We start from the raw sequence: 15,534 nt of genomic DNA on the forward strand, positions 1-15,534 counted from the left end.
AATATAAAATTATAAATAAAATATTGTTTTAGAAGTATGGGATAGGCATAAAAAAAGGCAAGCTACCTACATCACACCGCTACGACCGTATACCTTTGCTGCGTTCCCGCCCTGGAGGATTCTACAGGAGCTGGTTGTGTAGGACTTGCCTACTGCAAAGATACAACCTTTTAAAATTTTCACAATGATTTTTTAAACCGATTTTAAATAAATATCTTCGCTTAAATCTTGAAAAAGCATGCCTTCCTTTAAATATGTTATCCTTGCTGTTTTCAGCCTACTCCTACTGTCATGTGGTTCTAACGCCAAACAGAAAAAGAGTGATTTTAGTATCCTAACCAACACGGAAAAAGGAAATATTTCTATTGACAATACCTTGGAGCTTACACTTAAAAACAAAAAAAATCATACCATAGATTCTGTGACCTATACATTAGACGGCGAGCGGATTGACGAGAGTACGGCCTTATCTCATTTTAAATTGGGAAAACATACCATTGAAGCGACAGTCTATTTTAACAATGAAAAACAAATCACCACTGCCCCAATCACCCTATTGAATAATGAACCCCCTCGTATTTACAACTACAAAATTATTAATGAGTATCCACATGATATAAGCTCATACACCCAGGGTATAGAATTTTTTAATGGTTATTTGTATGAGAGCACAGGGCAGTATAAGGAATCCAAATTGCGTAAGCTGGACTATAAAACAGGTGAAGTCATAAAAAACATCGATCTTGCTGACAGTTATTTTGGAGAAGGTTTAACCATTTTACACGATAAAATTTATCAGTTAACCTGGAGAGAGGGTACCGGATTTGTTTATGATGTCAATACCTTCGACAAGCTAAGTAGTTTTAAATACGGGAACAGTAAAGAAGGTTGGGGATTATGCAATAATGACAGCACCATATATAAGAGCGATGGTACCGAAAACATTTGGCTTCTAGACCCAGAGACCTTAATTGAACAAAGTTATATACAGGTCTATACCAATAAGGGAAAAATTGTAGGTATTAATGAAATGGAATGGATCGATGGAAAAATTTATGCCAACCGTTACCAAAAAGATGGTGTTGCCATTATTAATCCTAAAAACGGTGCCGTTATCGGAGTGATCGATTTTTCTCCATTGAAGCGAAAGGTGACGCAACATGACAAGTTAGATGTTCTAAATGGTATTGCCTATAATCCCGAAACCAAAACCATTTTTGTAACCGGAAAGCGTTGGGATAAATTATTCGAGGTAGAGCTAATCGAGAATTGATTTCCCATTGACCATATTACCTAAATCACCATTATTCAATCAGCTAATTATAATTGAATTAATAACTTAACACACTTTGGTGTTTCCGCATGCCTTATGGTTATTGAAAACCAGATAACAACCTGAGATGGATATCATTACGAAGTATAGGTTTAGATTACTAATAATATCATTTGCTGTACTCACAAGTTGTAAACAAAATCCTGCTGAGCAAAAGAGACCAAATATTCTGTTTGCAATCAGTGACGATCAGTCGTTTCCTCACACCAGCTTTGCCGGTTGTAACTTCGTAAACACGCCTGCTTTCGACAGGGTAGCGACAGAAGGTGTTTATTTTTCAAATTGTTATGCCGGATCTCCAGGTTGCGCACCCTCGAGGAGCAGCCTTGTCACAGGCCGTTATCATTGGCAAAACGAGCAGTCGGGTCAGCATGCATCTTCGTGGATGAAAAAATATGTCCCCTTTGTTGATTTGTTGGTTGCCAATGGATATGTTACAGGCTTGACGGGAAAAGGTGTTGGTCCTTTTCGCTATGCACGTAGTGAAAAAGATACGCTGTGGCGAACGATGAATGCAGCCGGTCAAACGCACAGCAGCATAAGCTATACGGATGCCACTGATGAGCGTTTTGCTAAAGGCATCAGAACTACCAATTATTTTGAGAATTTTAAGTATTTCATGGAGAATCTAAAAGGTGATAAGCCATTTTTCTTTTGGTATGGTGCTTTTGAGCCTCACCGTTCTTACGAGAAGGGTTCATGGAAACGTATGGGTAAAAAGTTGGAGGATGTAACAGAAGTTCCGGGGTTCCTTCCTGACAATGATGAGATCCGCAGTGACTTGCTCGACTATGCTGTTGAAATCGAGTGGTTTGACCTTCATCTTCAACGTATGCTGAATTATCTCGATCGTATTGGAGAACTGGATAATACGATTGTCATAGTTACTTCTGATAACGGCATGCCATTTCCAAGAGCCAAAGCAAACTGTTATGAATACGGCGTACATGTTCCGCTCGCCGTGCGGTATCCAAAAGCATTTCCAGGGAAAAGAGTGGTTAACGATCCGGTAAGTTTTATAGATATTGCGCCTACAATTTTAGAATTGACTGAAACCAGTTCAGAAGGGATGATGCCCATTTCAGGAAAAAGTATACTGAATATTTTAAAGAGTGAGAAACAAGGCAGGGTGGACAAGACAAAGGAATTTGTCCTAGCAGGAAGAGAAAGGCACTCGAGCTCACGCTATTTAAACCAGGGATACCCTCAACGTGTCATTCGCAGCGGGGATTTCATTTATATCTGGAATATAAAACCGGAACGATGGCCGGCTGGTGCACCCCAGCGATTCAATCCGGAAGATAGCACAAGTTTGTGGCCCATGTTTGGTCTTAATGAAGAAGGAAAATACGTGCGTTCAGGATCATTCACGGATATTGATGATTCCCCAACGAAAACGTATATTATTGAAAATTTCGAGGATGCTGAGATTTCCAGGTATTTCGAGTTAGCGCATGGTAAACGGACTGAAACAGAATTATACAATGTCAATGAAGATCCATATTGTCTGAAGAACCTGGCTGGAACTGCTGAATATGCATCGATCGAAAAAGACCTTAAGGGAAAAATGATGGCAGAACTTCAACGCACAAAGGATCCACGCGTTGTTGGTTCAGACAAAGAAGTGTTTGATAGTTACATCCGGTATTCACCGATGCGAAAGTTTCCAAAACCGGAACACTCGGAATAAGTAAAACATCACCAATAAAAAAATTTGTATTAGTACTTGTTATTTTTTAGAAATGCCAAGGTTGGCAGTTCTAATTATCCCGGTCAGGTTTGACGGTTAGACCATTTTGAAAAGGTGCAGTTTTTAACTACTTTGTAACCTGGACACGAATCCATTTAAAAGCCGCTATTACGGATACACAAAATATTAAGGACAATGAAATTTCACACACTTACCCTATTGACATTACTGCTTTTTTTTTCCTGTAAGCAGGAACAATCCATTGCAAAACAATGGTATAAAGGAAATTTACACACGCATTCCTATTGGAGTGACGGGGATGAATTCCCTGAACCCATCATGCAGTGGTATAAATCCCATGATTACCAGTTCGTAGCACTTACTGACCACAACACCCTCGCGGAAGGTGAGTTTTGGAAAGTGATCAGGAGCGATTCCATATACCAAAACGGCTTTGAGAATTATCTTAACACTTATGGTGATCAGTGGGTTAACTACACTACCGATTCTCTTGACAATATCAGTGTTAAGCTAAAAACCTTTGAAGAGTACCGTCCCTTATTTGAGGAAAATGGGCGGTTTTTGATTTTACAATCCGAGGAGATTTCCGACGGGTTTAACAACAAGCCCATTCACCTGAATGCTACAAATATCCAAAAGAAAATAGACCCGCAAGGCGGGGAAAGTGTCTCTGAGGTCCTTCAAAATAATATTGATGCGGTTCAAAAGCAAAGCGATCAGTTCAACATCCCCATGATGACCGTTATTAACCACCCCAATTTTGGATTCGCCCTGGATCTCGATGATTTAATTCCATTGAGAAACGGTATTTTTTTCGAGCTCTTTAACGGGCATCCCGCAGTACATAACGCCGGTGATTCATTACATCTGTCCACAGAGCGTTTATGGGATCTTGTTAATATTGCCCATATCAAAGCTAACAAACCGTTATTGTATGGACTGGCTACAGATGATTCCCATAACTATCATATGCAGGGCAAAAAATGGTCGAATGCTGGTAGGGGATGGATTGAAGTCAGAGCCACCGCCTTAAATCCGGAAGCGCTGATTGAGGCCATGAAAGCTGGTGATTTTTACGCTACTACCGGAATAGAATTAAAAACTTTAAATTTTGCAGACAATACCCTGAGCATTGAAGTCGATGAGGAAGAAGGGCACACCTATCAAATTTCATTCATAGGATGCAAACAAGGTAAAACGGAACCAGAGGTATTAATGACCATGAGTGGTGCCAGTGCGCAAATGAAAGTAACCGATGAACTGCTGTATGTGAGATGTAAGATTGTTTCCTCTAAATTACACGACAACCCTATCGAAGATATCATTTATGAAATGGCCTGGACGCAACCCGTGTTATTTGGTCATTAGAAGCAGCAGGCAATTTGAAGCGTGAGAGGTGGATAATATAGGTGCTGATGAAATGATGATAGCACAACGCTGTTATAAATACACTTGATGCAATTTATAGCAGGGTATGCATTAATCCCTGATAAAAACGAATTGCAATAGGTATTAATGACGTCCTAATAGCGGACTCTGGTCTTGGTACACGGACAGTTACTGATACCTCTGAGGAAGTTCAGTCCTATGGTAATGACATGTGTTCCGGAGTTATAGGCAGCTAACCCATTGGCTGTAATTTGATAGGCATAGGCAAAATAGAACTTGTTTTGATTTAAGCCCATCATAGGTCCAATATTGAGCGGTTTAAAGAATTGATCGTTCAGGAAACGGTAGGAAATCCCTCCAAAGAAATAGTTGTCGTTTCTACCAAATTTTTTCACTTTAAAGTTAAGGTCAGTACTGGAACGTTTGTCACTCGTAAACATCTGATAGAATATTGAAGGTTCGAATTGCAGTCCGTTTCGTACCGGCTTTCCAAAGACATACCCCGTATAGATTTGATAATTCAATAACAGATTAGGCTCATCCTGACGTATAACCGCATCAATATTCTTATCGAGGATATTATTCACATTAAGACTGAAAAAGAAATCCTTATACCGGTATAGGGCGCCGACATCAAAGTTGATATTCGAAGTTCTTCTGTCGTCCTCAACGCCTACTATGGGGGCTGGTGATCCATCATTATTATAATTCTGAAAGTTATTGATGTCAATTCTAAAATTGTTAACATTCAGGGACAATCCTAATGAAAGGTACTGTTCTGAAGTAACATCCAATATCAGGTGATGCGCAAAAGAAAATTTGGCCCCAGTCTGTATGGTATTCCCATTGCGGTCGTTGTAAAACGAAAATCCAAGACCTGACCTGTCTGCTATGCGTATATCGGCATAGACCGATTGGTTGTCGGGTGCGTCTTTAATCCCAACCCATTGCGTCAGACCATTGGCCCTGATCTTGAGGTAGTCGCCAATTCCGGCATAGGTCGGTGAAACCACAAAGTCATTATCGGCTAAATATTGCGTATAAACAGGCAAATTCAACTCCTGCGCATAACTGTGCGTTATAAGAGCAAATAGGCAATATTTTAGTAGGTCTTTTAGTTTCATAATAAACTGTTTGAGGGTTAACATGGTTATCGATACAGTGTAAAATGTCCTACAAAGTCTCGATCATCGCTATCGTCGTTTAATTTTACCACATACCAATAATCTCCTGTTGGCAATTCACGGCCATTATACTTACCATCCCATTTGTCGCTAACACGGAGTCGAGCCACTACCCGACCATAGCGATCGTAAATATCTACTGTTAAGTTTTTATAACTATCCTTACCACATCCGGGGCCCCAATCCTCCTGGCCAGGAACGAAATAGTTAGGAATACAGATATCGACAAATTCAAAATACCCGGAAGCAGTTGCTGTACATCCATTACTATCGGTGACGACCACCGTATAATTACCGGTTTCATAGATCTGGAAGGTATTCGTACTGCCTGTGGATTCACCGTTGAACTCAAATTCATATTCACCGGTTCCACCGGTAGCAATGGCTTCAATTTCGTTAATATTGCTGCTCTCCACCAACACCACTTCCAGAGGTTCATAGCTTGGAATATCGAACGGCTCAGTGGACTGTATGCAACCATTGGTATGTCTGACATCAATATAGTGTCCCATTCCCGGAGGTACATCGGTAAATACATTGCTCGCCTGGTATGGTCCGCCATTTAAGGAATAATCGACATCTGCGGGATTGGTTAAACTGTCATCTATAGTAACGGTAATCGTATTTGTAGATAAATTGTTTACACATCCGAATTCAATGGTCAGTTCAGGATCGATACGCACGGATTCAGGGAATGTGATGTTCCATTCCGATTCGCATCCCTGAGCATCCCTTACATACACAATATGATCACCACCTACTAATCCGGTGAAATCAAACTGTGTTTGTGTAGCGCCACCAACAGTATAAGTACCGTTAATATCATCTAATGCCACACTGTAGGGCAGTGTTCCTCCTGAAATGTCTATACTGAATTCGCCATTCATGTCCCCTTCACATACCTCAGGTAAAATAGAATTTGGAACGATACTTAATATCACAGGAGCGGCTTCGATTATTTCAATATCTTCAAGTAAGACATAGCAGCCCAATTCATCCTGAACGATGATATCGTAAACACCAGGACTCAATTCATCGAAAATAGCTTCATCAAAGAACTGATCTAATCTTGGAGTTATGGCATATTTTATGATTCCGGTTCCACCAGAGGCAATAACTTCTATAATACCGTCATTTTCCCCATTACAGGTGACATCTGAAACGGTGTATTGAGCGACCAGGGGTTCAGAAGGTTCTGTTATGATAACCGCAGCCGAAGTGACCTCACAATCCACACTTTCCACATGCACCTGATAGGTTCCAATTGGTAAGTCGGTAAATACCCCTGGACTGTTCTGTATGGCTCCGATAATATCGTTTCCTGCATCGTCCTGCAGGGTATAGACATAATTTCCCAGTCCGCCCTGTGCTTCGGCAACAATAACACCTGTGGCATCTCCTGCACAATTGACGGTTGCGTTGGTAGTGTCTAAAATCACAGTTAAAGGCTCGAGAGGTTCAATCGTTATTTCATTTGAAATAGCGGCGACACAACCGTTGGCATCACGCACATAAAACGCATGACTGCCTACCGATACAGTAAAGGTCGTTGATGTTGTAAATGAACCTAATACAGTTGTAAAGGTTGGCGTGTCACTATATTCATAGGTGCCTGTGCCTCCTGTAGCACTTAGTGTAAGCATGGCATCATTAACACAGGTTTGAGTACTTGCCGTAACTAGTGAAGCGGTTACCTGCGTGGGCTCATCAATAACGACATCCGGTGTTGTAAATGAACAGTTGTACCCGTCGGTAATCGTAACATTGTATGTTCCGGCACCCAAATTGGTAAATACTGGTGTTGTTTGTGGTCCTGAAGAACTTACTGTCGGAGCAGTCCTATTTAAGGTATAGCTATAATTACTGCCCTGTCCGCCGGTCACATTACTAACCGTAATGGTAGCATTGGCATCACCGAAACAGTTTAATAGTGTGGGTGTAGCAGCAATCGTGGCATCTATAGGTGTCGGCAGATTCAGGGTTATATTCTCTGAAACAACACAGCCACCAGCATCCATCACATTAACGGTATAGGATCCTGCAGAAAGATTGGAGAATGTACCATTGGATGAATACGGTACTGTGGCAGCACCTGTTAATTCGTACTGGTAATTACCCCAGCCGCCACTGGCAACAGCATTAATGCTGCCCTGATTATCATCGCAGGTCACGTTTGAAGTCTCCGAGACCGAAAGTGCTAACGGCGCTGACGGTGAATCGATAGTTACCGTATTCGATGTTGCAGCACAAAATGGACTTGATGTTTCAGTAACTTCTACATAATAATTGCCGCCGGATATACCTGTAATTATCTGTGGATTGGTTGATGTATCCGCTGCAACGATTCCGCTTACAGAGGCACCGGTACTATCGAAAACTTCATAGCTATAGGTACCTGTATATCCGCTAACCGTTAGTTCTAAAGTGCCATCGCTATCTCCGAAACAAGTTACCGCTGTGGTAGCCAGAGCTGTAACCTCTATAGTGTCGTAAGGCGCAATGGTTAATGGTGACGTATCGATGCTACATCCTGTGTCTATATCGGTAACCCTGAAGTAATAGGTTCCAGGATCCGTAATTGCGAATGTATTGGAGACCTGTGGTGTTCCACCTGGCAACAATTCATAACTAAAATTACCTGATCCCCCGGTAACTGAAATAGTGACCGTACCCGTATTATTACAATCAATAGGCGTGGCTATAGCAGCGGTAGCTATAGTTAATTCCGGTAGCGGATTAATGCTCACAGAATTCGATGCCATACAGCCATTAGCATCTGTAACATAAATAGAAATACTCTGTACACTGCCATTATCTATTATTTCGAATGTGTTCGTTGTAAAATAATTCGTGCCATCAATACTGTAAGTATAAGGTGCCGTTCCACCTGTTTCAGTGATTGTGAGTATCGAGGTGTTGACCGAATTATCCGCTGCACATGAAAAATCCGTAGCCGAACCTGAAACATCCAAAAGAAGTGGTTCACCAATGGTTATCGGTTCTGTGGTACTACAATTTCTTCCGGAAGTTACCGTAATATCATAATTTCCAGCGGGCAATCCTGTAAACAGGTTTGAACTCTGTGGGCCTGCCAAAACGGGTCCGGAAGTGATTTCATAGGTGTATGGCGGATTATCATTACTTGCTGGTAAATTTACAGTTATGCTGCCATCTGTACCCCCGTTACAGCTCACATCGGATGCTGTCAAAGTAAATGCCACCGGAGTGGCCGGGTCTAAGAGTATAGTGGTATCACTGGTACACAATGTCGTTGTATCTGCTATGGTAATGGTATAGGTACCGTTTGGTAATCCATTAAATACATTGGATGCCTGCGGCCCAATTAATACGGGTCCGGAGGTGATCTCATAGGTGTAATTTCCTGATCCACCATAACCTGTTGCCGTTATTATACCGTCGTTATTAGAACATGAGGGTAAACCTGTAACCTGGGCATTTACCTGTAATGGAGGATAAATGGTAATGGTATCCGTGGCTGTACAACCGTTGCCATCTCTAATGGTTACTGTATAGGTTCCTGTTGATGTTACCGTAAATGTCGGGCTCGATTGGAAACTAACACCATCAATGCTATAGGTTACCGGTGTGATTTCACCACCACCCGGTGTCGCCGTAAAGGTGTATGCGCTACCATCAGATGAACATTGGTCGTCTGCTATAGATGGTAAGGTCACTGTTGGTACAGGATCTGATGCAATGGTGATATCTAAAGGTACCAGAATAGTACAGCCATTGGAATCACGAACGTACACGTCCCAATCCAGGCTCGTAGCCGGATCCAAGAACGCCAGGTTACTGGTGGTCCAATCCCCTGTTGTCGGTAATATAGCATCCACTACGAATGCATATTCATATGGTGGTGTACCACCACTGGCATTTACGGCCACCTGTGCGTCCTGATTACAATTGGCATTGGTATTCTCTACCTCGGCCAATAACAATTCTGTTGGTTCTGTAATCTGGAAATACACTATCGCGGTACATTGTGTTGAACTCAAATCGGTTTCTGTAACCAACAAATAGTAATCTCCCGGGGCCAATCCGGAAACAGAATCACTGTAATCACTACCTGTCAGACCAGCGGCATTACCTGTTATTCCGGTAGTGGTATTACTGAGGTTTTCAAATACCTCCCAGGATAAGTCAGAGCCGTCATAACCGGAAACCGTAAAATCAAAACTACCGTTACTTAGTGCCGGTAATTCATAACACGATACATTGGTAGGTGTTCCCGTTACGCCAATTGTCGAAGGACTTGGAACAGCCGGAACCTGTTCTATATAGGTACAATTCGTACTGGTATCCAATACTTCAAACACATAGCTCACATCAAACAATAATCCCGTAAACTGGTGGTTTCTCTCATTCGGTGAAACGTCAGAGGTCGGTAAACCATTTGGTGCCACACCATCTGCTGGTGTAAAGGTTGTCGTTCCGTCATAGATGCGTACTCTGAACGGTCCGGTTCCATTAACAATACTGATGTTGTATTCAACACCTGCTATACAGGTACCTCCGCCATTGGCAAGGATATCCAGGTTGTCTACATCCGAAGCCACCAAATAGGGGCCGAAATTGTATTCACATCCATTGGCATCCACAATTCTCAAATAGTAATTACCAAAAATGAGGTCATTAAAGGTTACGTTATCATTGGGCGTCGGTCCAAACGGATTAGTTGATGATGTTGCTGCTACTGCTCCTGAACTGTCTAAAAGCGTATAGGTGTAGTCAGGTGTACCACCGGTCACATTTAGAATCTGAATACTACCGAGGACATTACCTCCCACACCACAGGTAATAGGGGTAATGATTTCTGAACCTAATACAACAGGGTTCGGTTCGTTAACCGTTACAGAACCATTGAAAACACAACTGTTACTATCCCTAACCATATAATTATAGGTTCCGGATACCAGGCCATTGTATACTGTCTGGGCGGTATATGCCGAACCATTGAAGCTTATCTCATAGGGTGGCGTCCCGGCGGTTTCATCAACATCAATGGTTACTATACCGCTGGCATCGCCATTACAGAATACATCCGTGGCTGTTGCTGTTGCCGAAGGGTTGGTAATGGGTTGTATGGTAATCACATTCGTTAAGGCTGTACAACCTTGAGCATCCGTAATTCTGTACTGATAATCACCGGTCTCCGCACTGTTATAAGTATAGGGCGGATTACCGGTGGCCGTAAAGGCACCGCCATTGTGTGAGACCTCATAACTGTAAGGTGCTGTACCCCCTGAGACCGTTACATTAACTTCGGCATCAGGATTGACGCTACAATCCAGTCCTTTTGTCAGGCTGGCCGATGCGGTTAACTGATCGGAAATGGTTTCCGTTGGTAAGGTATAGGTGCATCCATAGGCATCCCTTACTATAATATCGTAGGTTCCCGGAATTAAATTTGAGAACACGTTATTGGATTGGAAAGCACTGCCGTTAATACTGTATTCATAGGGCGGATTTCCTCCTGAAGCACTCACTTCCAAAGACGCTCCGTTCGATGCATCATAACAATAATCAGCATTACTTATGGTAGCTGTCGGATTGCCTGGAGTATTGAGATCAAATGTTGTACTGGCAACACAACCGTTGGCATCAGTAACATTGACTGTATAGGTTCCGATCTGTGATAATCCTCCGAAAGCAGCGCTACCCTGTGGGCCTAATACGGAACTGTCGGGTTGCACCAATTCAAAACTGTAACCACCCCATCCACCTGTTGCTGTTATAGTGACATTACCATCGGCATCACAGGTAATTGGCGATTCTGTAGCAGTAACTGTCAATGCAGAAGGTGGACCATCTATGGTCACCGTATCTGTGGCGGTACAATTCGTTGCTGAATCCGTTATAAGTATGGTATAACTACCGGCGGCTAATCCTGACAAATTAATGGTTGAGGTACCTGCAACAGATGCACCGCCATTAATGGTATAGGTAAAACTGGTCGTTCCTGAAACCGTAAACTCAGCAGTTCCATCGGAAGCGCCAAAGCAGGTCACATTATTTAAAGCCAATCCAACCACCGTTAGTGTCGGCAGGGGATCAATGGTATACGATTCGCTGTAGGTACAGTCGTTAGCATCATTTACCTGGAAGGTATAGGTCCCCGGGGCCAATCCTGTAAATACATTGGAGGATTGATAAGCGGTTACAGCACTGGATGGTGCAATAATCTGATATTCCAAAGGACTCGTGCCACCTGTTACAGTTATCGATACGTCGGAGGTATTCGTAGGGCAAGTCAGTGCTGTACTGCTAAAGTCCATATCTGTTGGTGGATCCAGAGGATCTATGGTAATAGGTGCCAGGGCAGCACTACATCCACTGGCGTCTCTGATAGTCACGGTATACGTGCCATTGGTTAATCCGGTGAAGGTGGTTCCGGATTGAAAATTTATGCCATCGATACTGTATTCATAAGGTGCTGTCCCTCCTGTCACCCCTGATACGGTTATTTCACCGTTGCTCGTACAGGTATAAGGAGCTGTTAAGGCAGCCGATCCTGTAATGGGAGCCTGAGCTGTTATTGTTATGGCTTGTGGGAATGTTGCACAAATATCGGCATCATAGGTATATTGAACCAGCACATCATAAGTTCCTTCAGCCAGTCCGGTAAACACATTCGAACTCACAAAACTGGCACCGTTGTCTATGCTATACATTAAACTATTCCCATTGGCATTGGTGACATTAATCGTTATAGATCCACTGTTCGGATCATCAGCACATAGAATATCAGCCTGGGAGATTGTGAATTCCGGGGGTAAAATACCTTCAACATCAATCGAAGTCGTGGCCTCACAGCCATTAAAATCGATGACTGTAATCGTATAGGTTCCAGCCGCTGTGACAACGTATTCCGGATAATCCTGAGATACCGTCGTACTGTTGATGAAGTAGTTATAAGGTGGTGTCCCTCCATCAGGGTAAATGGTGATTTCCCCGTCCGTACAGGTCAATGGTTGGGTTAATGCCGCAGTTACCGTAATAAACGGTGGATCCAGTATATCGATATCGCCGGTAAACACACAACCATCGTCTGTTGTGACATTATAAGTGTAGGTCCCCGGATTGAGATTGTCAAATGTGTAATTGCTATCCGCTATGGGTCCGACGCTGCTGATTAATGTGCCTCCTTCAGTTAATGTATAATAATACTGTGGTAAGGCATCGTTCACCTGTAGCTGTATGCTGCCTTTATCGCCATTACAATCAGGCTGGGTGACCACCGTGGTTAAGTTGGCATCCCTCTGACGCACATAGATGCTCGGCGTCTGAAATGTACAGGGAAAAGAATCAGCCACAGTTTGTTGTATATAAACTGTATAGTATCCTGGCGTATTCACAGTGAATACGTTTGAAGCCTGGTAAGGGCCGTTAGGGTCTAAACTATATTCATAACCGGAAGGCACACCACCTACCGTTACCTGACCCGGCGTGGTACATATGATATCTTCAGCCGTAATCGTAGGATTTAAGAGGTTTTGATAGACATTGAAATAGAAAATGCTAAAACAACCACCAGGATAATTGATAACCAATCTGAATTCTCCCGAGGTGTTCGCAACATAATCAGGCCCCGTGCCCACTTGATTCCATGTACAGGCATCATTTTCATTGGCACAGTCATCAACTGTCATTGCCGGGCAACTGGATTCATCAAGTTGCTCCCAAACTATAGAAACGGCATCACTGATACCAGTGGCTATAGCTCTTGTTTCATTGGCACCACATAGGAATATATAGGGTAAGACCTTACCGTCGTTCGGACACACCGGTAATAGGTCGGCGTAAGGAATAACGGGATTGGTTTGGGTATTGCCATAAAGGGCAACCGTAATTTCCTCCTGAATGGAAATACAGGTTGAATTGGTCGTGTTGGTTACATAATAGGTACCCACTTCTGTGGCCGTATAGGTTTGTCCTGTACCTATTACGGGTGTCCCGGTCGGACTGGTGGACCAGGAATACGTGTCATAACCACTGGCTGCGGTTAAAACGACACTGGATCCACAGAGTATTTCAGTTTTTTGATATTCACAATCGGAGATGTCGACTATAAAGTTGGTCGATCCCGGAACGCCGAGACACTCCACGGTAGCAAAACTACCCTCCTCTTCAATTAGCGTTGGATTGATGACCCCTCTGTACGTTGCAAAAGCCTGGTTAGCGACTTCATTGGAACAGGCCTGACTGAGATCGTAACAATTGGGAACAACCTGGACCGCAAGACGAATGACAAAAGCCGGATCGTCCACTTCAACGGATTCGTCCGGGATGCTAAAAATCAGGGTACGCGTTACCGGATCCCATGATAATAAGGTTGCACCACCGGCATTTGATAAATCAATGTCGGTATTCGGATCGAAAATAATATTGTCAGGTAAGACATCCTTAATTGTGAATTCGGTCACATTATCATTTCCGACACTCTGATAGGTAATTTCATAGAATAACCTGTCGCCCAAATAGACGTCAGCACCATCGATATCATTGCCGAACTCATCATGTACGGTCTTTGTTAAATCAATATCCGGAGCAATGATATCCACTGCAAAGGCCCCTAAAAATGCAAATATGGGATCCGCCTGACCTCTGGCCACCTGTAATCTGAAATCGGCCGATGTATCGCCATTCTTTATGAATTCGGGTTCCGAATTAATGATCTCCAAAAATCCGGTATCGTATCCCAGGGTATTCGCGCTGTTGGGCACTCTGGGATGTGACACGCCATTTTCGTTTTCAATGACCGATCCAAAGAATTTGTTTGCTGATCTGAAGGGTGTAGTCACCTCTTTTCCATTTATTTCCAGTTTTGTGGCGCGTTTGGTGCGATCACCGTCCAAAGCGGCATAGGCAAATTGCAAATCGATATTACCTGCAGGCGGGGTTGCAAATCCGGTTACCGGTACGGTTTCCTGGTGACCATCATAGATATGACTGAAGCCATCAAAAATATTAAATGACTTCATATGCAGATTGGGGTCTTCATAGATCACTATCAAGGTCCACCCTGCGGCCAAACCGGTTGAATTATTCAATCCCAGGCCTGAAGTGACATTAGCTACGGTATAGGCGCCTTCAATATCGGTCAATCCGGATAACAGATCCGTGACCTCGGCATAGCATGCATAAGGTGTGTTTCCAGGCTCACCCGGTTCGGAGGGTATAGGATCTACAATGGCATCATAGATAATCTCTCCGGTAATATCAATGTAGTCTGTTGTACCTGGCAACTTGAACTTTACTTTATCTATATCGGCGCGACTCCCACTCTGTAGAATGGCACCCCAATAGAGTCCTGCATACGCAACGCGATAACAGGTGGTGGGGCTTCCGTCTTCCTGAAGGTGTAATTGTAGGTCGGCACTACTGGAACTGAAGGTAGAGGCGTCACTATCGATATCGATATACTGCATGGAGATATCTTGATTGTCTCTGGTCAGATCGTTGAAATCGTTGTTATTCTCGCCAAGGATGGCATTACCAACGACCAACATACTTCCTCTTTCCTCTATTTGCTTTCTCAAACTGAAGGGTTTATAGGCCTGTGCGAAAGCCGTTAACCCGAACGACAGAAAGCATAAAACAACAAGTATGGATTTTACATAAGTAGTTTTGTTCATAGTCGCCTCTATTTTCAGGACCTTTAATCGGGGCAATTAAAAGTCGTTCTCTTTAAATTTGAATTATATTGTAGTCAAAATATTACTCTTTAGTCCTTTTGTCTAAATATAATGTCCTTAAACGGGATAAATATCGTGAATTTTTTTGGAACAATTGTAAGAAGAAAGGAAAAATTATGCATTTTATCGATGTTTTTTAACTTTTAACATCTTTTTTAAGACAAAATGTAATCTTTATATTACTTTTTTGACGTATAT

Annotated in this window: 5 protein-coding genes and 1 other RNA gene; 3 read left to right on the forward strand and 3 right to left on the reverse strand. The window is 42.7% G+C overall.

Annotated features, from left to right (window positions below; genetic code table 11):
- Positions 1-52 precede the first annotated feature (52 nt).
- Positions 53-151, reverse strand: an RNA gene (gene ffs / locus MR041_RS10890) — signal recognition particle sRNA small type.
- An 87-nt stretch (positions 152-238) separates the two neighbouring features.
- Between ffs and MR041_RS10895 the strand changes: the two genes are divergently transcribed.
- From MR041_RS10895 to MR041_RS10905, 3 genes are all read left to right on the forward strand, one after another.
- The gene (locus MR041_RS10895) at positions 239-1,273 is read left to right on the forward strand and encodes a glutaminyl-peptide cyclotransferase (protein ID WP_242093822.1); all 1,035 of its coding nucleotides are present in this window, start codon (positions 239-241) and stop codon (positions 1,271-1,273) included.
- Positions 1,274-1,400: 127 nt separating this feature from the next.
- Positions 1,401-3,023: a sulfatase family protein gene (locus MR041_RS10900; RefSeq protein ID WP_242093823.1), complete on the forward strand. Its 1,623-nt coding sequence runs from the start codon at positions 1,401-1,403 to the stop codon at positions 3,021-3,023.
- Between the two features lie 195 nt (positions 3,024-3,218).
- Positions 3,219-4,412, forward strand: coding sequence for a CehA/McbA family metallohydrolase domain-containing protein (locus MR041_RS10905; RefSeq protein ID WP_242093826.1), 1,194 nt, complete (start codon positions 3,219-3,221; stop codon positions 4,410-4,412).
- Between the two features lie 155 nt (positions 4,413-4,567).
- On the opposite strand, the gene MR041_RS10910 is transcribed toward MR041_RS10905, so the two are convergent.
- Together MR041_RS10910 and MR041_RS10915 are read right to left on the reverse strand one after the other, a co-directional pair.
- Entirely contained in the window at positions 4,568-5,557 is a 990-nt protein-coding gene (locus MR041_RS10910; RefSeq protein ID WP_242093828.1) for a PorP/SprF family type IX secretion system membrane protein, read from the reverse strand.
- 26 nt (positions 5,558-5,583) lie between these two features.
- Complete coding sequence (locus tag MR041_RS10915; RefSeq protein ID WP_242093830.1) at positions 5,584-15,276, reverse strand: T9SS type B sorting domain-containing protein; 9,693 nt, start codon at positions 15,274-15,276, stop codon at positions 5,584-5,586.
- Positions 15,277-15,534 lie beyond the last annotated feature (258 nt).

This window comes from Aestuariivivens sediminicola (assembly GCF_022662015.1).
Classification (GTDB): Bacteria; Bacteroidota; Bacteroidia; order Flavobacteriales; family Flavobacteriaceae; genus Aestuariivivens; species Aestuariivivens sediminicola.